This is a genomic window from Brachyspira sp. SAP_772, from assembly GCF_009755885.1.
In the GTDB taxonomy this organism is placed as follows: domain Bacteria; phylum Spirochaetota; class Brachyspiria; order Brachyspirales; family Brachyspiraceae; genus Brachyspira.
In genome coordinates this window covers 584025-606758 of the sequence record NZ_VYIX01000002.1, presented here as the reverse complement: position 1 = coordinate 606758, position 22734 = coordinate 584025, and the positions used below count along the sequence as shown (strand labels likewise).

Below are 22734 nucleotides of genomic sequence, written 5' to 3'. Positions count from 1 at the left end.
ATGTACTTAATAGGAGATATTGGAAATACTAGAATAAAATCAGCTATATTTGATGATGACCATAATCCAATATATTTTAATGCCAATGAACATAATGCTTTGGGGTTATTTAAAACTTTAAGAGAGATAAAAGAAAATTTTGATGGCAAAATAGATAAAGCTTTTTACAGCAGTGTATCTTTTAAAGTAAATGATATGTTTGTTTCATCAGTTAAAGACATATTAAAAAAAGATGTATATAGAGTTACACACAAAGATATACAATTAAAAGATAATATGTATGAGCCAAAAGATTCTGTTGGTATAGATAGAATACTTTCAACCTATGCTTCAATATGTTTAGAGGGCTTTAATGAAGAAAACAAATATGCTTCTATTGTTATAGATATGGGTACAGCTACCACTATAAGTATTATGCTTTCAGATTTTGTATTTTTAGGCGGAATGATTATGCCGGGCACTAAAACTAGTTCTTTTGCCTTATCAAGAAAAACCTCTTTGCCATATTTTCAAATAGGAGAAATCACTGATCTTCCAAATCCTATTAATAATAATGTTGAAAATGCTTTAGTAGCAGGTTCTATTTATAATACAATAGGTGCCGTAAACTATGGTGCTTCAGAGATAAAAAAAGCAATAAAAGAACAATATAATATAAAAAGCAAAATATTTCTTACAGGCGGTATATCAAATTTAAAACTGTTAAAATGTAAAATATACCCATACTTGGTATTACAGGGAATATATTTTAATATGATAGATACCAGTTATGGAAGAAAATAATTTTTATGTTATAATATTCGTCTATTATATATAAATATAATATCTTTTTTGTACTAAAATACTTATTATTTGACAAAATAGAAAAAACTGCTATACTTTAATATAGAATAATGTAAAAAGGAGTATATATGACTAAAGGACAAGTTACTATACAAAATGAAACAGGTCTTCATGCTAGGCCTGGTAATGAATTCGTTACATTTATAAAAACTTTAACTAACTGTAAAGTAGAAATAGAAAATGAAGCAGGAAAAAAAGTTAATGCCTCATCACTTTTAAAAGTGTTATCTCTTGGTGTAAAGAAAGGTTCTATTTTAACTGTATATTGTGATGGAGAAAATGAAGAAGAAGCTTTGAAAAAAATAGAAGAGTTTTTAGCTAATTTAAAAGATTAATATTATTTGGATAACAAATTATGGAAAAAAGAATAACTGGTATTGGGGTATCTCCCGGTATAGCAATAGGTAAAATTTATATATTTAACCCTAAGAAAATAGAGCTTAATAAATGTCCATGTAAAGATCCAGAGCAAGAAAAAATCAAACTCCTTGAGGCTAGAAACAAAACAAGAGAACAGCTCGAAAAGATAAAAGAAATAGCATCAAAAAAAGTTTCTGAAGATAAGGCTGTTATATTTGATGCACATATTACTTTACTTGAGGATGAGGATTTATTAGAAGAAGTAAATAATATTATTAGTGATGATAAAGTTGCAGCTGATTATGCTTTATCAAAAGGAATAGAAATATATAAACAAATTTTATCTGAAGTGGAAGATGAATATTTAAGAGAAAGAGTTAATGATTTAACTGATATAGCAGAAAGATGGATAAGAAATATTAGAGGCGAGAAAATTTTAGATTTATCTGCTCTTCCTGAGAACTCAATAGTTGTAGCAAGAGATTTAACACCATCAGACACTGCTAATTTAGATTTAGATAATACATTAGGTTTCATTACAGAAATAGGCGGACGTACTTCGCATACTTCTATTATGGCTAGATCATTAGAGATTCCTGCTGTTGTTGGTATTGGTGAAATAATAAATGATATAAAAAACGAAGATATTATTATATTAAATGGAAATACAGGCGGGGTAATTATAAATCCAACTGAGCAATCTATAGAAGAGTGTGAAAAATTAAAAGAAGAATTTGATAAAAAAAGAGCTCTATTAAAAGAATATGCCCATAGAGATGCTATATCTAAAGATGGAACAAAAATAAGAGTTTATGCTAATATTGGTTCTCCTGCTGATTTAGGCGGTGTATTAAAAAACGGTGCTGATGGTATTGGACTTTATAGAACAGAATTTCTTTTTATGGAAAATACAAACTTCCCTACAGAAGATGAGCAATTTAAAGCATATAAAGAAGTTGCTGAAGCTATGAGCGGACATACTGTTACAATAAGAACTATGGATATTGGCGGAGATAAATATTTACCTTATTTGGAGATGCCGAAAGAGGAAAACCCTGCTTTGGGGTGGAGAGCTTTAAGAATATGTTTAGATAGGCCTGCTATTATAAAAACTCAATTTAGGGCTTTACTTAGAGCTTCTGCTTTTGGAAAAATTAAAGTAATGCTTCCTATGATTGTATCTATAGAAGAATTGAGAAAGGCTAAAAATATATTTAATGAATGTAAATTAGAACTTATGAAAGAAAACATAGCTTTCAATGAAGCTTTAGAGCTTGGAATGATGATAGAGACTCCTTCTGTAGTATTTAGAGCTGAAGCTTTTGCTAGAGAAGCTGATTTCTTCTCTATAGGTACAAATGACTTAACTCAATATACTTTAGCTTCTGATAGAGGTAATGAGAAAATAGCTTCTATATGTGACCCTTATAACCCTTCTGTGCTTATTGCTATAAAAATGGCTATAGATGGAGCTCATGCTAATGGTATTATTATATCAATGTGCGGAGAGCTTGCTGGAGATTTACTTGCTGTGCCTTTACTATTTGGTTTAGGACTTGATGTATTTTCTATGTCAGCTATATCTGTGCCTGAAGTTAAGAAAATGATTATATCTTTAGACAAAAGTGAATGTGCTATGCTTGCTAAGAGAGTTCTCACTTTATCTACTGCAGAAGAGGTAAAAGCTGAGTTGCTTAGATTCTTAGAAATGCATGAAAGAGGCGAAACTATAAGTTATTAATGAATTTAAGAAAAAATTAAAAGGAGCTTTAATATTAATTGAAGCTCCTTTTTTATTAATCAGTATTTATCAATTTATTTTATTTAATAATATATTTCTATATTTAGGCTTAGTATTACTTATCACTTCCAAATAAGAATTAGTTTGTGCTGATGATTTAGCACTTCTTAAAATAGAACTGCTGCTAATAGAAGTTAATGCAATATTGATAGAAGTAGGATTACTTCCTATATATGTATCACTATTCAATAATATCAAAGCCTTATTATTTTGTTTAGTTTTCAAAAGAGAATTACTAGTGTCAACATTTACTATACTAGATGCCTCAAAAGCCAATAAAGCACCCGGATATAAAGGTATAGATGTATTAATATAATTATTATTAATTTTATTAATTTTAGCCCCTGTTACAATACCACTATTAACATCAGCTATCCATTGAAGCAATAATTCATCCCAAGTAGCTGAAATAGAAGTTACTTGAGATAAAACTCTATTATATGATGAAGTATCTTTGAAGGCAGCAATATTTTTAAATACATTCTCATTATAATCACTTTTAACATAAAGCCAATTCATAAAAACAGAAGCAGAAGGATAATTAGCAAATACATTTATAGGTAAATCCCAAGTATAAAAACAATAATAATTTATATTGTTAAATTCTTTATTTCTGCTATTAACTGTTGCGTTATTAAATAAAACAGAAGTAGATTCTGATAAAGCCTCATTAAGCCATACATCCATCTCTTTGCCATTTTTTAATACGTTAACATTGTAATTTATTAAATGCTGCAATTCATGTAATATTGTTCCAGCCATATAATCAGGATAACTATTAAGACCTCCTAAGTCCATATAAAGCATATCAGCATTATTACCCTGCCCTTCTATTAAGTCTGCAGGATTAAAATAACCATTAAGTATGGAACTGCTGCCAGATTCAGGATTTAAATCTAAAAACAAAATAATTATCTTACCATTATTATCCACATCTGTATGATTACCGTAAATTGATTTTTCTTTTGAATAATGTTTCTCAAACTCATCGCACACTAAATCTAAACTGCTGGAACTATAACTTTCATTTTTTTCTACATATATAATTAAATTTTCAGTTTCTTTAACAATAGAAGCCTTTACAAAATCTGAAGATAATCCGCTTCCAGACGATGATGCTCTGTATACAGAAAAACCATTAGTATCAATAGAATAAAACGGACTATAACAAGAAATGAGAATTAAACTGAAAAATGTTATAAAAGTTAATTTAAAATTCATAATATAAAGTATATCCTAATCTTTATATATATTTTAACTATTTATTAGCAAAAGTCAAGCAAACAAAATATATAAAAGACTTAATAATAATTAAACTTTAAATATTATATTTTTTTGTTATAATTAATAAAATAAAAAATATATAAAGGTTTTTATAACAATATGAATAAAAATGCAATAATATACTATTTTTCTGGCACAGGCAATACAGAAAAAGTTGTAAATGAATATAAAAAAAATTTTGAAGAAAACAATATAGATATAACTATGTACAAAGTTACAGATAATTTTGATAATTTACCAAATCCAAATGATTATAATTATGTTGGGTTAGCCTACCCTATTCATGGTTTTAATGCCCCATATCCGATTTTTGATTTAATAAAATTATTCCCTCAAACTAAAGAGAAAGAAATATTTATATTAAAAACATCTGGAGAGCCATTAACAATAAACAATATATCATCAGAACCTTTAATGGCTAGATTAAATAAAAAGGGATATATTCTTACAAATGAGTATCATTATGTTATGCCTTATAATTTGGTATTTAGGCATACTGATGAAATGGCCGCAAAAATGTGGAAAACTGCTAAACAATTATGTGCTATAGAGTTAAAAGAAATATTAGAAAATAAAAAAGTATTTCTTAAAAAATTCCCGTTTGGCAGATTTATTGCTTTTCTTTTTAGAATAGAGCATCCTGCTATGAAAGTTAATGGAAACCTTTTTAAAGTAAAAAACATATGTACTCATTGTAATTTGTGCGTAAAAAAATGCCCTGTTAATAATATTTATAATGATGATAATGGAAATATCAAATTTAAAAATAAATGTGTTATGTGTGCAAGCTGTGCATTTAGATGCCCAGTGGATGCAATTAATATAGGTATTCTCACAGCTTGGAAAGTAAATGGACCATACAAATTTGAAAACCCTACAACAAATCAAAAAAGCAAACATGAAAATTATTGTAAAAAAGCTTATGACAGATATTTTAAAAATGCTGAAGAAAAAATCAAAAATAATCAATTATAAAATACTTTAAAATAAAAAAACTGGAACATAAATTATGAACCAGTTTTTATTTTTTAAATGGCTAAAACTTATTTATTTTTCCTTTTATAATTTTCGTCAAAATATTTTCCATTTCTTATATCATCAGTCATAGATTTGTATGGAGCTTCAGATATAACATCTTCATTATTTTTTCCAGCATTTCCAATATAAGTTATAGTAGCAAACTCCGGTACAACGTATTTAGGATAAGTTTCATATTTCTCTCTGGATTCTTCCATCAATGGTATATGTTCATTTTGAAAGCATACTGTAATTTCAGGATGTTCATGAACCCATTTTGGAAAGAAAATAACTCCATGCAATTTTTTTTCATTAGGCATAAAATCTAATGCCACATCTGTTCCTGTCGGCTCAGTCCAAGTAATTTTAAATACTCCGTCTGTCAATTTTACTATATTAGCTTTTTGGTCTTTCACCCATCTTCCTGCTACCATTCCCCCATGAATACGGTAATCAACAGTATTTTCATTCTTTGCATACCATTCATATTCCCATCCATTATCATATGTGTATATGAAATGTGTACCCAAAAAATCATCAAGTTCTTTAAATATTTTACTCATAAAAATCACCTCTTAATAAACATGTTTATATTTACATGTATAATAATACATAGGAATACTCAATTTGTCAATATGAATTTTTTATTATGTAAAAATAATTAATTTATAATTTAATACAAAAACTATATTATGTTATAAAATATAGTTTTAATTAACTTTTGTATACACTAATTTTGTATTATAAAAAACATGATAAAATCAATATATTTTAAAAATGTAATTACTTTATAAAACCTATACTACAAAATAAATTATTTCATAAATATTAATTGACAATATCATCATACAAAATATAATAACATCAATACAAAAAATAGGAGAATAAAAAATTATGAAACATTTAACTTTATTACTCTTATCTGTTTTAATGATTGTATCAATATCTTGCGGCGGAAATAAAGCAGATGAAGGAGCAATATATATTAATGTAGGCCCAGAACCAAAAACTATAGACCCTGCATTAAACTCTACAGTTGACGGAAGCATATATATTCAGCATGCTTTTGAAGGTTTGGCTACTAGAGATAAAGATAATAAAATAATACCAGGTGTTGCAGAAAGTTGGGATATAAGCGAAGATGGTTTAACTTATATATTTCATATAAGGGATAATGCTAAATGGTCTGACGGCAAAAAAATTACAGCTGATGACTTTGTTTATTCTTGGCAGAGAGCTGTTGATCCAATTACAGCTTCTGAATATGCTTATCAATTTGAGCCTGTATTAAATGCTATGGATATTAATTCTGGCAAAAAACCTGTTGAAGATTTGGGTATTAAAGCAATAGATGAAAATACTTTAGAAGTTACATTAAATGCACCTACTGCTTATTTTTTAGAGCTTGCCGCTTTTCCTACATTCTACCCTGTTAGAAAAGATATAATAGAAGAAAATAAAGATAACTGGACTCTTTCACCAGACACATATATAGGCAATGGTCCTTTTACTTTAGTAGAAAGAAGAACTGATGATAGACTTGTAATGGTAAAAAATACTAATTATTGGAACAGTGAAAATATTATACCAGAAAAATTAGTATTCATACTTATGCAAAATGGTACTGCTGCTGTTGCTGGTATAAAAGAAGGTTCTATAGATTTTGCAAATAATCCTCCTCTACAAGACATAGAAACATTACAAAGCGAAGGTTTAATGCATATATCTCCATATTTAGGTACATACTATTATTGTATTAATATTACAAATAGTGTATTAAAAGATGTGAGAGTAAGAAAAGCTTTAACTTTAGCAATAGACAGAAATTACTTAGTAGAACAAGTTACAAGAGGCGGACAAATGCCTGCGGGTGCTTGGGTACCTAGCGGAGTTAATGATGTTGATGGGGATTTTAGAGAGGTTGGTGGAGATTATTATAGCATAAAACCTGAAGACTATAAAAAAAATGTAGAAGAGGCAAAAAAGCTCCTTGCTGATGCTGGTTATCCTAATGGTGATGGATTTCCTGTTATAGAGTTTAAATCTAATTCTGGTGAACATATACAGATATTTGAAGCGGTTCAGCAGATGTGGAAAGAAAATTTAAATATAGATTCTACTATAGCTCAAGAAGAATGGGCTACTTTCCAAGATACTAGACAAAATAAAAACTACATGATTGCTCGCCATGGTTGGATAGCTGATTATAATGATCCTATGAGTTTTCTTGGTGTATTTTTAAGCTATAGTGTACAAAACAATGGCGGTTATTATAATAAAAATTATGATGATAAATTAAAACTTGCTATGTCTACTATAGATCAAAATGTGAGAATGAAAGCTATGCATGAGGCAGAAGATATACTCATGAATGATATGGGGTTAATTCCTCTTTATTTCTATACTGATCCTATAATGATTAGCAAAAAGTTAACAGGCGTGATATTTGACCCTCTTGGCTCTCATAAGTTCTATTATGCTAAATTAGCTAAATAAAATTTATAAACAAAAAAATATGCAATAAAAAAGAATAGGAGTTATATACTAATTCCTATTCTTTATTTCTTTAAATAAAATTAAAATAAAAAAGTTTAATATTCTATTAAAACATTAACAGGATATTTACTTATATCTTTTCTTCCATTTAATTCTTTTAATTCTATTAAGAAAGAAGAGCCTACTATATTGCCTCCAAGCCTTTCAACCATTTTCATCATAGCCAAAGCAGTGCCGCCTGTAGCAATTAAATCATCTACTATAAGTACATTTGCTCCTTTATTTATAGCATCTTCATGCATATATAAAGAATCTGTGCCATATTCTAATGCATATTCTTCTGATATAGTTTTGCAAGGCAATTTACCTTTTTTTCTAACAGGTACAAAACCGCAGTTTAACCTATAAGCCAAAGCAGAACCTATTAAAAACCCCCTACTCTCAGCTCCTACTATATAATCTATTTTTTTATCTTCAACTTGCTTAGCCATAGAGTCTATTGCAAACTTAAAAGCATCTTTATCTTTTAATAAGGTTGTGATATCTCTAAATAATATTCCTTCTTTAGGATAATCTTGTATGTTTCTTATGTAATTTTTTAAATCCATAAATTACTCCTAATTGTTTTAAACTCACAGCATATTATTATATTAAGTTTTATAAAAAAATCAATTAGAAAATAAAAAACAAATGTTTAGGAGTCACAGGTGTTGCTGTTGGAATTTGTTTTAATTTTATATTTAATATATTATCAATATAATTAACGCACGATGAACTAGCTTTTAATGATAGTAGAAATTTAATTTTATCAATCAATAATATATTTAAAATATTTACTCTGCGTGCGATGTATATATTTTAAGTTTAAATAACTATGTCTGTATTATCTTGTAAATTGTATTTTATAATATTTAATATTTTTAAATTAAAAAATGATATATTAAGATAATGAAAAGAATTATATATTTTACATTGATAAAATAAATCTCTATCATATATTATATTTTTCTTTTGATTTGTACTATCAATGTTTTCTGTATTTAATAACTTATCATATATTAAATATAAATAAATATTCTCTATATTTAGCTGATTTAATAAAACACACATTATTCTTAAATAAGCCCCAAAATATTGATCTGATAATTTTTTTAATTTATCATCATGTATATCTTTTTTTAATTCTATTATATGCAAATCTAAATTATTATTTTGATTTGCTCTTAAAATAATTGCATCAGCACATTTTTTTATTTTTAAATGGTTAAACTTCCTTTCTCCTTCTATATCTTTTGAACATATAGATTTAGATGTTAATTTAATATTTATTTCCATTTCAGAATTTTTATCTCTAATATTAAAAATATCATCTTTATTTAATAAAATAAATTTGCACATGTTATTATCAATAATATCATAAAGTTTTTCAAAATTTTCCATAACAATTAAATACCTTTTTAAATATTCTCAATAATTTCATCATATTCATTTGAAGCTTTATTGATATAATCATGGAAAGTTTCTATATAAAAACCTGTTTCTTTATTTCCCTTTAATTGTATTATATTTGTCATATTATCTTTATCTGTATTAAATTGATATATTCTTATCTTTTCAATATCTATAATGTCATTTTCACTGTAGGAATATTTTTTTAATAAATTATTTTGTTTATCTTTATCATTTATAGAATTAAGTTTAATCATATTATTTATATGTTCTAAAATTGTATCACTATGAGTTGATATCATGAGATTTATATTTTTATTTACTAAATTAATAATTATTCTAGCCATTTGTTTTTGAAGTTTAAGATGCAAAGACATTTCAGGTTCTTCTATAATAAGAGTTCCAATATCTTTACCATATTTTAAAAATAAATATAATGGTGCAATTTCTGTAATTACTGCTGAGTTTAAATACATAGGTATTTTTAAATCTGTATTATTAGGCTTATAATAATATCCTCCTGTTTCAGTATTAACTTCAATATTTCCCTGAATCATATTATGAAATATTTTTATTATATCTGTATATTCTTCATTCTCTTTATACTCTTTTGATAAATCAATTAAATTATTTATAAAATCACTAATAGGCTTTTGAAATAAAGTTTTAATTTTTTTGTTTTCAATGTTAAATGCAGAAGTTATAGATTGTTTAGCTAATTCCTTATAAGACAAAAAAAATCCTGTTCTTGATGCTGGTAAAAATATTTTTTTGTCATAATAAATATTAAATAAATATTTTGTCATGATAGAAAAAATATATATTATAATATCTAATGCACTAAAATTTGGAATATTACCAGATATTGGAAAATCATTCATATGATTTTTATATAAAATAGTTATTTTTCTGTTATGTTCTAATAAAATTTTAAAATCAGGTTTATATATATTTAAATTTATATCATCTAAATTAATTAAATTATCAATATCGTTAAATATAAACTGTAATATTTTTTCTTTGTATTTATTAAGAAGTAAATTAAATAAATCATTAATCAATGTTAATTCTTCTAATGATAAAAAAAATCTTTCATCTAGTGTCTGCTCAGCACAGAATATACTATGATTTTTAATAGCATTAATAAAATAATCATTATGTGCTTTTATTATTTGAGAGTAATTTTCTTTATTATATTCTAAATGCTTATTTATAATATTTTCTATATCTTTGTACTCTTTTAAATTAAATAAAAAATCCTTATCTTGAAATAAAATATTTGTGATTTTTTCTGAATAATTTGCAAATCCATATATTAATGTCATCAAATAACTTTTACCACTATTATTATCACCTATAAATAAAACTAAATCGGAAAGTTCTATTTCAGCCTCTCTAATCTTTCCAAAATTTTTTACTGTAAGTTTTGAGTATGACATTATTTTATTCCTTAATAATAAATTATTTCAAATTATTATATCATATTTTTTAATAAAACAGTTAAGAAAATGTTAAATTTAAATAACGCTTGGGCGGGTGCTAATAAATTCTAATTAAGTTATAAAAATAGTTGATATTAAAATTTAAAAGTTAGTTATAGAGAATAAAGGGCGGGGAATGTAAATTAAGTTTTAAAATTTAATTACACTTGCCCACCCTCTAGGCTTTTTATTTTTTCTGGTGTTATAGTTTAATTTTCATTTTCAACTTAAACTGCCATTTTAGCTGCCAGCCCAAAATTTTTTTAAATTTATAGCAGACTCACAATACATAAAACTATAAAAATAATATTTAATAATTTTTATAATTATATATAATATGACAATTAAAATTATATAGGAATATTAAAATATGGCTGATGATATTATTAAAGAATTATTAGGTAAATCTAAAGAAGCATTTGATAATAATAATTTTGAATTATCTATAGAATATCTTGAAAAAATTTTGTTTTATCAAGAAGATAATTATAAAATTTATTATCTTATAGGAATAAATAAAAATCATTTAAAACAATATGAGGAAGCTATAAGAAATTTAAACAAAGCCATAGAATTAAATCCTAATTATAAAGAAGCAAAGCAGGCATTAAAAAGAACTGAAAATGATTTAGATATACATAATTTTATTAATAATAATTCATTAATAGAAAATGACTCCGGAAAAGATTCAAGATATTATTTTGATAAGGCACTTAAATTTTATGATGAAGGAAAATATAAAGAATCTATAGTATATTACAGTAAAACTATAGAGTTAGAACCTAATTATATTTATGCTTATTATAACAGAGGAATTGCTAAAACAGAGCTGCAACAGTATAAAGAAGCGGTTAAAGATTATGATAAAGCCATAGAATTAGACAGCAGCAATCCAGAATATTATAATAATAGAGGGAATGCTAAAGCAGATTTGTATCAGTATGAAGAAGCAATCAAAGATTATAACAAAGCCATAGAATTAAATAATAATGATTCATTAGCTTATTTTTATAAAGGAAAAGCTAAAGCTGATTTGTATCAGTATGAAGAAGCTATAAAAGATTATGATAAAGCTATAGAATTAAATAATAATGATCCATTAGCTTATTTTTATAGAGGAACTGCTAAATTTAATTTACAGAAGTATGAGGAAGCTATAAAAGATTATGATAAAGATATAGAATTAAATAATAATGATTCATTAGATTATTTTTGTAGAGGAAATGCTAAACTTAATTTACAGCAGTATGAGGAAGCTATAAAAGATTATGATAAGGCTATAGAATTAGATCATAATGATTTATATGCTTATTATAATAGAGCAGATGCTAAAATAAATTTACAGCAATATGAGGAAGCGATTAAAGATTTTTGTAAATGCATAGAAACATACAAAAGTGATATACATGCTTATAATCAAATAGGCTTCTGTAAAATTAAATTAGCAAATATTGACTTGAAAAATAATAATATTTCAAAAGCAAAAGAGTTATTAAATGAATCTATAGAGTATTGTAGTAAGGGTATTAAAATAGTTAATTATAATGCTGAAATATATGACACTAGAGGATATGCTAAAACTAAACTTGCTAATATTGAAAGATATAACGGAAATATAAAAAAAGCAGTTAAAATGTATAATGACTGCTTAAAAGATTTTTGTAAAGTTGAAGAATTAGGAAAAGAAATACCAGAAACTTTTAACAGTATAGGATATATTAAAAATATACTTGCCAACATTCAAAAAGGAAGTATTTCAGATGAAGAATATAAAAAATTAAAATCTGAATCTTTAGAAAATTTTGAAAAAGCGTACAAAATATCTAATGATAAATTAAAACCAAAAATGGAAAAGTACTTGATAAAGCTTGCAAAAGAAAATGACAGTGTGGGTATAGAGTTTTGTTATAGAAATGATATTGATTATAGTAAATAAATTTAATTGTATTAAAAATTGATTATTGTATGATAAACCTAAAAGTTTTCAAATATATAATAAGTTTTTTTATTCAACTTTTTCCCATAGCAAAAAGTACAAATGTTATAGCTTTGTATGTTTGGAATATGTATAAAATATATTGTAATACCAACATTTAAAGCTAAACAATGTAGTCCTTTTGCTTCTTTGGGCCACGTCTCCGACACTCCCTTCGGTCGCAAAAGAAGTGGGGTGCGGGGCAAGGCCCTGCAAACAACTAAAATAAATAAAGTTAAAATTTTCAGTATATTCTGAAATAACTATATCTTTTATATAAGTTTTTTATTCAACTTTTTTGTCGCTCTCGCTGTGCGGACTTCGTCAAAAAGTTGCAAAAAATGCAAGTATTGTAACTTTGTATGTTTGGAATATGTATTAATATAAAATAATATTTGTATTTTTTTTATATGCTTAAAAGCTACTTTTTTTAATGTTGAAGGCAAATCTAAGAACATATTTATCTCCTAGAAATTTAACTATTGAATTCAAACCATTTTATATTATAATAAAATTGTTTTACAATAAATTTTAAAATGATTTAAGGGGACATGATGAATATAGAAGAAGCTAAACAAAAAATTGAACAATTAACAAAAACTATTAATTACCATAATAAGCTTTATTATACAGATGATAACCCTGAAATAGAAGATTATGAATATGATAAACTCTTTAGAGAATTAGAAAATCTTGAGAGAGAGTTTCCAGCATTAAAAAAAGATGACAGCCCCACAAATAAAGTAGGAGGCACTATACTTGAAAAGTTTGAGAAGTTTGAGCACCCTATTGCAATGTACTCACTTTCTAATGTTATGAACGAAGAGGAATTCTTAGAGTTTGACAATAGAATGCAAAAAGAACTTAATGCAAGTAATATAAAATACACTGTTGAAAATAAATTTGACGGACTTGCTTTAGAGTTAATATATGAAAAAGGAAAACTCATAGTTGCAAGCACAAGAGGAGACGGACAAGTTGGTGAGAATGTTACTAATAATGTTAAGATGATAAGCAATGTTCCAAAAAACATAAAAGAGACAAAAAAACTCATTGTACGCGGAGAGGCATTAATAACAAAAAAGGATTTTGAAGCATTAAACAAAGAGAGAGAGGAGCTTGAAGAGATACCTTTTGCTAATGCTAGAAATGCTGCTGCTGGAGGATTAAGACAATTAGACAGTGCAGAGAGTAAAAAAAGAAGATTAAAATTCTTTGCCTATCAGATTGCAAATTATAAAGATTTTGATTTAACTAATGAATACAAATCAATGGAGTTTTTATCAGAATTAGGCTTTACAGTTGAAGGAGTACATCCAAATATTGAAGCTAAAAAAGTATTAGAAACTTATTACAGCATACAAGAAAATAGAAGCAAAATGGATTATGAAATTGACGGTCTTGTAATAAAGGTTGATGATGTTAAGTATCAGGAGAAATTAGGATTCTTATCACGTGCTCCAAGATTTGCGGTTGCATTTAAGTTTAAACCAGAAGAGAAAGAAACAATACTTAAAAACATAGAAGTACAAGTTGGACGTACTGGTGCATTAACACCTGTTGCAAAGTTAGAGCCTGTTCAGGTTGGTGGTGTTACTGTTTCAAATGTTACGCTTCATAACCCTAATGAAATAAAATCAAAAGATATAAGAATAGGGGACACTGTTGTAGTTATACGTTCTGGGGACGTTATACCAAAAATTGTGAGAGTTGTATTAGACAAAAGACCTTCAGAGAGTAAAGTTTTTGAGTTTCCTAAAAAATGCCCTGTTTGCGGAGGAGATACTGCTATAACTGATGGTGATGTAATTGTGCGATGCATAAATAATGAATGCCCAAGCAAGATTACAAGATATATAGAATATTTTGTTTCAAAACCTGCTATGAATATAGACGGTATAGGCAAAGAATGGATTTCCGCATTTACAAAAAGCGGGCTTGTTAAAACACCTGCAGATATTTATAAAATAACAAAAAAAGATTTATTTAAGTTTGAGAGAATGGGAGAGAAGTTGGCAGACAATATGATAAAATCTATTGAAGAGAGTAAAAATACCACTCTAAAAAGATTTATATATGCATTGGGAATGCGTCAGGTAGGAGAGACTACTGCAGACTTACTTGCTAAATATTTCACTTCAGTGGACAATTTCAAAAAAGCTACTATTGAAGATTTACAAAATATTGAAGGTATAGGCGAGATAAGTGCTAAGAGTATTTATGATTTTCTTAACAATGAAAAGTCATTAAAGTTAATAGAAGATTTAATTAATGAAGGAGTTAATCCTGTATTTGAAAAACTTACAACTGTAGAATCGCCTCTCACAGGAAAAAATGTTGTAATAACAGGTTCCATAGAAGGTTTTACAAGGACTTCGGCAAAAGAAACTGCAGAAAGGCTCGGAGCAAATGTACAATCTGCAGTATCAAAAAACACAGATATTTTGATTGTAGGCGAGAAAGCAGGAAGCAAACTCAAAAAAGCTCAGGATTTAGGCGTAGAGATAATGGAAGCAGATGAGTTTATAAAGCTTGCTAATATATAGAGCCAGTATAAAAAATACCAGCTCTTTATATATGTAATTATTTACTGCATATACTTTCAACCTCTTTTTCTAGAAGTTGTATAACTTTTTCAGTAAAGTCATATAATTCTTTTTCCTGCTGTGGAAATTTAAATTCTTTTGACCATCTGCCATCAAAATAAAAAGTATCGTCAAATAAATTATGTTTTTTAAGCCAAGCCTTTATATCTTTATTATCCTGCTCCAATTTTTTTATTAATTTTGGATCATCTCCAGTATCTTCACCTCTTGAAAATAAATTGAACCAATAATAATCATTATCCAAGTATATCGCTATAGCATAATTAAGCCCTCTTTTCTTGCTTTCAAAATCTTTGTAAAAACATTCATTTTTCCAATTATCACCTTGAAATTTTGAAACTAAGTTATTGATACGAGTTACAATTAAATTATTATACATATCCGCTATTAATTTTATTTTTTCGTATTCATCAGTATTATTTATTATTTCATTATAAAAATCTTGTGTTAATTTATCCATTTTAGTTACTCCTGTTTCTCTTAATATTTTTAAATAATGCTCTGCTAATAATATCCATTCCTTAGCTTCATTATTTTTTATAAAATCATTTAAACTGTTTTCTATTACTTTAGTATAAAAATCTTCATCTTCTCCATCATATCCGTATATGATTTTGATTTTTTCTTTTGGTATATTTCCAATACTTTGAGGTGTAGGCTGTTTTAATGTATTAGGAGATAAATATATTACTTCAGGTTCTAAATTATTTTTTAAACAATCATTATAATATCTTGATAATTGCTCTTTCATATCTTTAGCCCAATTAAGTTTGTTTTCTATAATTATGCAATTTGTATCAGTTTTAATTAAAATATCAATTTTATTTTCTTCTCTTACAACTGAATAATTATTATTTAAATATTTAGAAGCATCAACATCTATAAAATCAAGAAAATATTTTAATACAGTTTCATGTTCTAAAAGTTTTGCTATTATATCAGAATGAAAATTTTCTTTGTAATATGTATCAGAAATAAGTTCAAATATATTAAAAGGATAATCTTCTTTAAAAGTATTTTTCTTGATATAATCACGATATTTCTTAAGTATATCATCTTTAGCATATTTTTGTATAATAGAAAAAATATCTTTTATGATTTCTTTAGATTTATTGAATGGAAATTGCCAAGTATTTTTTAAATCTTCTATTCTATAATTCATTAATAAACTCCCTATTATAAAGCAGGCGAATGCTTACCCTTATTAGGACCATTAGGATGTTTGAGACAATAACCATTAGTTAATGACTGTAAAGATTTATTTTTAGCTCCGCAATACTTACAGAAATATTCTGACTTCTCTCCTCCCTCATAAAGTTTATGCTTTCCTTTATTAGGGCCATTTGGATGCCTGAGACAATAACCATTAGTAAGTGAAGCTATTGAAGAATATTTAGCTCCGCAGTATTCACAGTAAAAATTTTGAGACATAACAAACTCCTTTATTTTTATTATAATTATATATTAAAGTTAAACTAAAACTAGAATAATTTTTTATTTTTTGACAAAATAAAGGCTTCACCTGAAATTTTTTAAAACTTTCAAGTAAAGCCCTTTTAATTTTTTAATGATTGATTATTTTTTATTGCAAGTTATATTTTTATCTAACATTACCCCTTCTATATCATCTGTATTTTTCATAAAACGAACTTTTACAATAGAACCATCAAAGCCAAAGTACAAAACCCCAACAACTGAATTAGCTGTACCTTTACTATCAGGAAGCGAAAAAATATAACCAGTATCACCACCTGTTACACTAAAGTACTGTGTGTCAGCAATAGTGGGTACTGTAGTATTATCAGTATCAGTGGTCATAGCAGCTTTACCATCTTTTACTGATATCCATAAATAGTCCGCAGAACTACCTTGAATAGAAGTGAGATCAAAAGCTTCTGTTGATACATAAGAATTACCGTTAAACTGCTCTATGCCTTTTGGATTTGTTTGCTCAACGTTTGAACAACTTATTGACAAGATGCCTACTAGAAATAGGCTTAAAAAGATCGTTAGAATTTTCTTATTCATAATAATATCCTTGAATTTTTTATTAAAAAATAATATTTGATGTAATATTTTTTTAATCTATTAACACAATAATATTAGAATGTATTAATAAATTTGGCATAGTATATAATATTTTTAATTAAACACAAGAATAATTTTTCATATTTAAAAAATGAAAGGCTTCACATAAAATTTTTTTAAAACTTTCAAGTAAAGCCTCTTAGTAAAAATATTTATTGATTATTATTTTTTATTACAAATTATATCTTGACCTATTGTAGAAGGTACTACCGTATTTTTTGTAAAATTAACTGTTACAGAAGTATCAGTAAATTTTAGAGTACCTGCTACAATACCATCACCAGAATCAAAACTATAATCAGAACCAGAACCTGTTATACCACTCATATATGATCCAGTAAAATCTGGTGCTGTTGTATTATTAGCATTAGGAGCCATACCAACTTTATTATCTTTTACTGATACCCATAAATATACTTCTGAAGATTGTTGATCTGCAAAAGTTCCTGTTGATACATAAGTATTTCCATTATACTGCTCTATGCCTTTGGGATCTGTTTGCTCTGAATTGGAACAGCTTACACTAAATACACCTACTAAAAATAAACTAAAAATGATTGATAATTTTTTTTTGTTCATAATTAACTCTCCTTAAAATTAATTTTTATATAATTTTTACATATAGTTTACTATAAAAATATTTGAAAACAAAAGACTTCACCTGAAAATTTTTAAACCTTCAAGCAAAGCCTTTTTTGTTAATCAACTTTAATTTTTTTTAACACATTGATATTTTTCATTATGTGGTTCTGTACCATCGTTTATAAGATAAGTAATTTCAGCATTAACAGTAGAGCCATCAGCTGAAAATTCTAGTGTAAATTTTGGCATACCAACACTATCAGGGATCTTAACTGTATATGAACTGCCAGAACCTTCCACATCAAAATATGTTTCACCACTAAAATCTGGCATAGAAGTATTGTCACTAGGACTAACAAAAGCTATTTGCTTACCTTTTACTTGTAGCCACAAATAACGGCCAAAAATATCTTTACTTTCTGAAGCATAAATATTTCCATTATACTGCTCTATGCCTTTTGGATCTTCTTTACTGGAACAGCTTATACTAAATACACCTACTAAAAATAAACTAAAAATGATTGATAAGATTTTTTTGTTCATAAATGAACTCTCCTTAAAATTAATTTTTATTATAAACATTCTTAAAAAATGTTCCCTTCTATATACTAGGGTTTCAAGCCCGCGTAAAATAAAGTCTATATTCGTACTATTATTGTAATTCCGCACTCCCTCAAAAACAAGGGTTTCAAGCCATTTTAAAATACTGCTTGTTTGGTTAATAATTAAATTGAAAATTATTGAAAGATATATTAAAAATTATCAATAGAAATATTTATTGAAAATAACTTATAATAAAGAGGAAATTATTAAATAATCTCCTCTTTAAATTAATAAAACTCTACCGAATTAATTGAATTGGCTACTTGCTCCATAGATATATATTCATTATCTTTTGGAAATGTGTAGCTTAATATGAGATAATTTGACCTTTTCTCTTCAAATATAGAAAAAAACAATATTGTATTTTCTAATATTATTTTATATTGTATATTTTTATTACCATTAATACTAAAATAATTTTTAGATATATTATTTTTAATACTCTCTATGTAGTTTATAAGTTTTTCTAAAGAATTATTTTCTGCTTTCATATAACCTATTAAACAGCTCGTTTGACTTTCTTCTTCCAAAAAAATACTTTCTACAAAAAATAAATCTTTTACATATCCCGTAGTCTCTATTATGTAATCTCTCTCTTCATCAGATAGTTTTATAGAATTATTTAATGGAATAAGTTTTGCATTTACATTCGTTACATCATATTTATTTTTATATAAAATATTATTGTCCAAATCTAATTTTTTAAATCTTATATTATTATTAGAGAATATATCATAATTATTATTTTGACTGCATGAAATTATTAATAGTAATAAAAAATAAAATATTTTCATAATCTCTTTTTATTTTGTTACAGTAACAGTTCTGCTTGTAAAACTAACTAAACCTGTGATAAGATTTATAAATACATCACCCGCACTTCTTCTTGAATAGACCTCATAATTTTCTGAATTGCCAGCCAACTCTGTTACATTAACATCATTAACAGGAACCAATCCCCAAAGTGCATACCATTGCTTTCTTGTTAATTCAACACCGCTTTGAGGTCCGTCACCTATTAAATGCCTATGCTGATAAGAACATGAAATAGCAAATATGCTTAGAGCTAATAATAAAACTATAATCTTTGTCATTGACAAACTCCTTAATATATAAAATTTGCCCATCTAAATGAACAATGTTCAGTTTAACACTATAAACTATTTTGTCAATGAATAAAAGCAAAATAAAAACATGGGTGTAGTTTTGTTCAGTTTTAATGAATATATTTATTAATAGAAAATATAATTTATTTTTATAGTCAATAAAACCGCACGCTGAATGAATTTATATAAAAAATAAAATTATTTCTATAAATAAACTTATATTTTTAAATCAATTCAACGTGCGGAGAAGTTACCTTGTAAACATCTTAACATATCTTTCTCTATACTTATAGCTTAATAATTTTTTATTATATAGCTCAGAAAGTTCTTTTATTTCTGTATTATCCATTTTATCTGTATCTATTGCATAAATATAACTATCTTCTTTAAAACCTTTTATCATAATATTCATATAGCTATTAAATTTTTTCTCCAAAAATATCTTAAAGAAAAATATAGAAAATACTAAAATCAAAGAATTAACTATAACATACGCCAAAATAAAAATATAATAAGAATATGTAAATTTTTTCCCGCTGCTAAGTATAAAGAAACCTTCTCCCTGATATATAGCTGTTTCAAATAATAAATGTTTCTTTTTAAAATTATTCCAATCATCTATCTGATATTTAAGCTCATTATCATAATATATCAAAGCCACATCATAAGTATTAGCAAATCCCTCATACTCTATATTTTCAGACTCTAATGAAAAAGTAGTTTGAGCCTCATATATAATATTATCTCTTATATTAGCATAAGAACTAGAAATCTTTCCATCAAATGCCCAATTCAAAATGCTATATAATATTATAAATATAAAAGCAATTACTATTGATACACATACTACAAAATTTGATGATAAAAGAGAGAAAAAAGTATTGTTATTTTCAATACTAAATAAATAGAAAAAATATATTATATGACCAATATAAAAAATAAATATTACATGATAAAGTCTAGTTAAAAAAGAAGCAATTATACTTTCTCTTAAAAATATTCTATCAAGCGAAAAGAAATTAAAAGCATAAAATAGTCCCAATATAGACAATATAAAAGGCATTAAATAAATAACCAAATAAAAAAATAATTCTATCCTAGAATATTTTTTAACATTATAGAAGAATACACATACAAAATAAAATGAACATAAAAACTCTACACAAATTAATATATTCATTACATATTTATTAATATCAAGTATCATATACGCACACATAGATATAATAGTTAAAGAAGATATTGCCGCTGCTATAAAATTAATATTATGTTTAATTAGTTTTTCCACTCTATTTCCCCTATTTTTACTATATCATACAATTTTTTAATCATATTATAATCTAATCCCAAAAATGAAGCATTATTTACCAAATTATATATAGCACTTACAAATATAGGCTGAGTATTTATCATATTTTCTTCAACATATGGATATGATGATATTATCCTAGATATATTAAACAAAATTGATATAAGCCTTGATGAAGAAGATAATTCATCATTCTTTATCGAATATGGCAATATACTTTTTGCAGCTATTGCTATAAATATTGGATTAATATTCTCTAAAGTAGATATATTATCAATAGAATTATCTATCATTTCCTTTGCTTTATCTCTAAACTCTTTAACATCATACTTATACTCATTATAAATAGGAAGATACGCTATATAGCTCGTATGCATTATATCTTTTAATATTAAAAGTACAGATAAATAATCAACTAATTCATCATCTGTAAGATTAAATTTATCATCATTAATAAAAGAATACTCTTCACCATTTTCATTTTTTAAACGACTAAGTACTATCTGTTTTATTATATTGCTTTTTAGAGTTTGATAAGTATATGCTGTATAATCTATAAAAGACTCATTATTATTAGATTTTTTTATAAGTTTAATAATAGATTCTCTTTGAACTTCATAACTTTTATCATAGCCCGGTATATGAGATAGAAACTCAAAATTAATATTGTTTTCTACGTATTCGATAAACTTGTTGTAAGCGTCATTTCCCAAAAGCACAAAACCAATCCTATAATATTTTTAGTATAATTCTGTTTATTATATTCGGTAAAATTCGCATATATATAAGATAATTATTTTTAGTAATAGGTTTATTATATTTTTAGAAAAATTATATTATAATATATACAAACAAATTAGGATATTTATATATGAATAATAATATAAAACAAATAATAAATGATTACATAGAACATGCAACGCAAAAAAATAATATAGATGCTATAGTTCTTTCCGGCTCTAAAACTAGTTTAATTAATGATAGTATGTCAGATTATGATATTTATGTTTATTCCAAAGAAAAAGTAAATATAGAAATGAGAGAAAAATTTGCCAAAAAATATTCTCTGAATTATGAATTAGCAAACAATTATTTTGAATATGGTGATGAAATTATATTAAAAGAAAGTAATATTTGTTTAGATTTTATGTATAGAGATATTTCTTATATAGAAAATGAAATTGATTATGTATGGAGAAAATGCAATTCAAAAATAGGTTACACTACAGCATTTTTATATAATATAAAGAACTCAAAAATACTTTATGAAAGTAATGATTATTTTAGAACACTTCAAAAAGAACTGACTAAAGATTATCCAAAAAAACTTAAAGATAATATTATAGAAAAAAATTATAATGTTATGTATCTCAAACAATCGGCATCATTCTACGAACAATTAAAAAATGCAATAAAAAGAAACGATATTGTTAGTATTAATCATAGAACAAGTGCTATATTAGCATCATATTTTGACATATTATTTGCTATAAATGAAGAGCTTCATGTTGGTGAGAAAAAACTTATAGATTATGCTAAGAAATTATGTAAGAAATTGCCTAATAATTTTGATAAAGACATAGAAGATATTATAAATAACAATAATATTTTAGAAAAAATAGAAAATCTTATTGGAAATATTAAAAAACTTTTTTAAATTTAAAGTATAGATATATATTATTTATATTTATTGACAAATATACAGCTATATATTATTCTATCTTTTTATTTATT

General features: G+C 25.7%; 22 protein-coding genes. 8 read left to right on the top strand and 14 right to left on the bottom strand.

Translation table 11 applies throughout. The features are described 5' to 3' along the window. The 3 genes from GQX97_RS07870 (at position 1) to ptsP (ending at position 2944) form a co-directional block, all read left to right on the top strand. Positions 1-783 (top strand): type III pantothenate kinase, encoded by a 783-nt coding sequence (locus GQX97_RS07870; RefSeq protein WP_157151397.1) that lies wholly within the window; start codon positions 1-3, stop codon positions 781-783. A gap of 128 nt (positions 784-911) precedes the next feature. Further along, complete coding sequence (locus tag GQX97_RS07865; protein ID WP_157151396.1) at positions 912-1178, top strand: HPr family phosphocarrier protein; 267 nt, start codon at positions 912-914, stop codon at positions 1176-1178. 20 nt (positions 1179-1198) lie between these two features. Beyond that, a complete protein-coding gene (ptsP, locus tag GQX97_RS07860) occupies positions 1199-2944 on the top strand; it encodes a phosphoenolpyruvate--protein phosphotransferase (protein WP_157151395.1) in 1746 nt (581 codons plus the stop codon). A gap of 69 nt (positions 2945-3013) precedes the next feature. On the opposite strand, the gene GQX97_RS07855 is transcribed toward ptsP, so the two are convergent. Further along, positions 3014-4225 carry a peptidase M30 gene (locus tag GQX97_RS07855; protein ID WP_157151394.1) on the bottom strand — a complete coding sequence of 404 codons (1212 nt, stop codon included), beginning with the start codon at positions 4223-4225 and terminating at the stop codon, positions 3014-3016. A 162-nt stretch (positions 4226-4387) separates the two neighbouring features. On the opposite strand from GQX97_RS07855, the gene GQX97_RS07850 reads away from it, so the two are divergent. Continuing rightward, positions 4388-5263 carry an EFR1 family ferrodoxin gene (locus tag GQX97_RS07850; protein WP_157151393.1) on the top strand — a complete coding sequence of 292 codons (876 nt, stop codon included), beginning with the start codon at positions 4388-4390 and terminating at the stop codon, positions 5261-5263. A 68-nt stretch (positions 5264-5331) separates the two neighbouring features. On the opposite strand, the gene GQX97_RS07845 is transcribed toward GQX97_RS07850, so the two are convergent. Then, positions 5332-5868, bottom strand: coding sequence for a phenolic acid decarboxylase (locus tag GQX97_RS07845; protein ID WP_157151392.1), 537 nt, complete (start codon positions 5866-5868; stop codon positions 5332-5334). Between the two features lie 331 nt (positions 5869-6199). Between GQX97_RS07845 and GQX97_RS07840 the strand changes: the two genes are divergently transcribed. Continuing rightward, the gene (locus GQX97_RS07840; RefSeq protein ID WP_157151391.1) at positions 6200-7801 is read left to right on the top strand and encodes a peptide ABC transporter substrate-binding protein; all 1602 of its coding nucleotides are present in this window, start codon (positions 6200-6202) and stop codon (positions 7799-7801) included. 95 nt (positions 7802-7896) lie between these two features. Here the strand turns inward: GQX97_RS07840 and GQX97_RS07835 are convergent, their stop codons facing one another. The 3 genes from GQX97_RS07835 to GQX97_RS07825 all read right to left on the bottom strand — a co-directional run bounded on the left by GQX97_RS07835 (position 7897) and on the right by GQX97_RS07825 (position 10689). Further along, the gene (locus GQX97_RS07835; protein WP_157151390.1) at positions 7897-8409 is read right to left on the bottom strand and encodes an adenine phosphoribosyltransferase; all 513 of its coding nucleotides are present in this window, start codon (positions 8407-8409) and stop codon (positions 7897-7899) included. Between the two features lie 256 nt (positions 8410-8665). Continuing rightward, complete coding sequence (locus GQX97_RS07830; protein WP_157151389.1) at positions 8666-9241, bottom strand: hypothetical protein; 576 nt, start codon at positions 9239-9241, stop codon at positions 8666-8668. Between the two features lie 17 nt (positions 9242-9258). Then, positions 9259-10689, bottom strand: a complete 1431-nt coding sequence (locus GQX97_RS07825; protein ID WP_157151388.1) for an AAA family ATPase — start codon at positions 10687-10689, stop codon at positions 9259-9261. 412 nt (positions 10690-11101) lie between these two features. On the opposite strand from GQX97_RS07825, the gene GQX97_RS07820 reads away from it, so the two are divergent. Both GQX97_RS07820 and ligA read left to right on the top strand, forming a co-directional pair. Further along, on the top strand, positions 11102-12667 hold the full coding sequence (locus GQX97_RS07820; protein WP_157151387.1) for a tetratricopeptide repeat protein: 1566 nt from the start codon (positions 11102-11104) through the stop codon (positions 12665-12667). 593 nt (positions 12668-13260) lie between these two features. Then, positions 13261-15252 carry an NAD-dependent DNA ligase LigA gene (ligA, locus tag GQX97_RS07815; RefSeq protein ID WP_157151758.1) on the top strand — a complete coding sequence of 664 codons (1992 nt, stop codon included), beginning with the start codon at positions 13261-13263 and terminating at the stop codon, positions 15250-15252. A 37-nt stretch (positions 15253-15289) separates the two neighbouring features. On the opposite strand, the gene GQX97_RS07810 is transcribed toward ligA, so the two are convergent. The 9 genes from GQX97_RS07810 to GQX97_RS07770 form a co-directional block, all read right to left on the bottom strand. Then, complete coding sequence (locus GQX97_RS07810; RefSeq protein ID WP_157151386.1) at positions 15290-16474, bottom strand: PD-(D/E)XK nuclease family protein; 1185 nt, start codon at positions 16472-16474, stop codon at positions 15290-15292. Between the two features lie 14 nt (positions 16475-16488). Further along, positions 16489-16743 (bottom strand): hypothetical protein, encoded by a 255-nt coding sequence (locus GQX97_RS07805; RefSeq protein WP_157151385.1) that lies wholly within the window; start codon positions 16741-16743, stop codon positions 16489-16491. Between the two features lie 144 nt (positions 16744-16887). Next, on the bottom strand, positions 16888-17289 hold the full coding sequence (locus tag GQX97_RS07800) for a hypothetical protein (RefSeq protein ID WP_368666559.1): 402 nt from the start codon (positions 17287-17289) through the stop codon (positions 16888-16890). A gap of 273 nt (positions 17290-17562) precedes the next feature. Beyond that, positions 17563-17979: a hypothetical protein gene (locus tag GQX97_RS07795; protein WP_157151383.1), complete on the bottom strand. Its 417-nt coding sequence runs from the start codon at positions 17977-17979 to the stop codon at positions 17563-17565. 129 nt (positions 17980-18108) lie between these two features. Further along, positions 18109-18525: a hypothetical protein gene (locus tag GQX97_RS07790; RefSeq protein WP_157151382.1), complete on the bottom strand. Its 417-nt coding sequence runs from the start codon at positions 18523-18525 to the stop codon at positions 18109-18111. A gap of 287 nt (positions 18526-18812) precedes the next feature. Beyond that, positions 18813-19379: a hypothetical protein gene (locus GQX97_RS07785; protein WP_157151381.1), complete on the bottom strand. Its 567-nt coding sequence runs from the start codon at positions 19377-19379 to the stop codon at positions 18813-18815. 9 nt (positions 19380-19388) lie between these two features. Continuing rightward, positions 19389-19679, bottom strand: a complete 291-nt coding sequence (locus tag GQX97_RS07780) for a Bor/Iss family lipoprotein (protein ID WP_157151380.1) — start codon at positions 19677-19679, stop codon at positions 19389-19391. A gap of 262 nt (positions 19680-19941) precedes the next feature. Next, a complete protein-coding gene (locus GQX97_RS07775) occupies positions 19942-20979 on the bottom strand; it encodes a hypothetical protein (protein WP_157151379.1) in 1038 nt (345 codons plus the stop codon). Further along, positions 20967-21719: a pyridoxine kinase gene (locus GQX97_RS07770; RefSeq protein WP_157151378.1), complete on the bottom strand. Its 753-nt coding sequence runs from the start codon at positions 21717-21719 to the stop codon at positions 20967-20969. The genes GQX97_RS07775 and GQX97_RS07770 overlap by 13 nt, the downstream gene beginning before the upstream one ends. Positions 21720-21871: 152 nt before the next feature. Here GQX97_RS07770 and GQX97_RS07765 point away from each other — a divergent pair, with 152 nt between their 5' ends. After that, positions 21872-22657, top strand: a complete 786-nt coding sequence (locus GQX97_RS07765) for a DUF4037 domain-containing protein (RefSeq protein ID WP_157151377.1) — start codon at positions 21872-21874, stop codon at positions 22655-22657. Positions 22658-22734 lie beyond the last annotated feature (77 nt).

Coding starts and splice junctions, on each gene's coding strand:
- GQX97_RS07870 (WP_157151397.1), top strand. CDS start 1: ATGTACTTAATAGGAGATATTGGAAATACTAGAATAAAATCAGCTATA.
- GQX97_RS07865 (WP_157151396.1), top strand. CDS start 912: ATGACTAAAGGACAAGTTACTATACAAAATGAAACAGGTCTTCATGCT.
- ptsP (WP_157151395.1), top strand. CDS start 1,199: ATGGAAAAAAGAATAACTGGTATTGGGGTATCTCCCGGTATAGCAATA.
- GQX97_RS07855 (WP_157151394.1), bottom strand. CDS start 4,225: ATGAATTTTAAATTAACTTTTATAACATTTTTCAGTTTAATTCTCATT.
- GQX97_RS07850 (WP_157151393.1), top strand. CDS start 4,388: ATGAATAAAAATGCAATAATATACTATTTTTCTGGCACAGGCAATACA.
- GQX97_RS07845 (WP_157151392.1), bottom strand. CDS start 5,868: ATGAGTAAAATATTTAAAGAACTTGATGATTTTTTGGGTACACATTTC.
- GQX97_RS07840 (WP_157151391.1), top strand. CDS start 6,200: ATGAAACATTTAACTTTATTACTCTTATCTGTTTTAATGATTGTATCA.
- GQX97_RS07835 (WP_157151390.1), bottom strand. CDS start 8,409: ATGGATTTAAAAAATTACATAAGAAACATACAAGATTATCCTAAAGAA.
- GQX97_RS07830 (WP_157151389.1), bottom strand. CDS start 9,241: ATGGAAAATTTTGAAAAACTTTATGATATTATTGATAATAACATGTGC.
- GQX97_RS07825 (WP_157151388.1), bottom strand. CDS start 10,689: ATGTCATACTCAAAACTTACAGTAAAAAATTTTGGAAAGATTAGAGAG.
- GQX97_RS07820 (WP_157151387.1), top strand. CDS start 11,102: ATGGCTGATGATATTATTAAAGAATTATTAGGTAAATCTAAAGAAGCA.
- ligA (WP_157151758.1), top strand. CDS start 13,261: ATGAATATAGAAGAAGCTAAACAAAAAATTGAACAATTAACAAAAACT.
- GQX97_RS07810 (WP_157151386.1), bottom strand. CDS start 16,474: ATGAATTATAGAATAGAAGATTTAAAAAATACTTGGCAATTTCCATTC.
- GQX97_RS07805 (WP_157151385.1), bottom strand. CDS start 16,743: ATGTCTCAAAATTTTTACTGTGAATACTGCGGAGCTAAATATTCTTCA.
- GQX97_RS07795 (WP_157151383.1), bottom strand. CDS start 17,979: ATGAACAAAAAAAAATTATCAATCATTTTTAGTTTATTTTTAGTAGGT.
- GQX97_RS07790 (WP_157151382.1), bottom strand. CDS start 18,525: ATGAACAAAAAAATCTTATCAATCATTTTTAGTTTATTTTTAGTAGGT.
- GQX97_RS07785 (WP_157151381.1), bottom strand. CDS start 19,379: ATGAAAATATTTTATTTTTTATTACTATTAATAATTTCATGCAGTCAA.
- GQX97_RS07780 (WP_157151380.1), bottom strand. CDS start 19,679: ATGACAAAGATTATAGTTTTATTATTAGCTCTAAGCATATTTGCTATT.
- GQX97_RS07765 (WP_157151377.1), top strand. CDS start 21,872: ATGAATAATAATATAAAACAAATAATAAATGATTACATAGAACATGCA.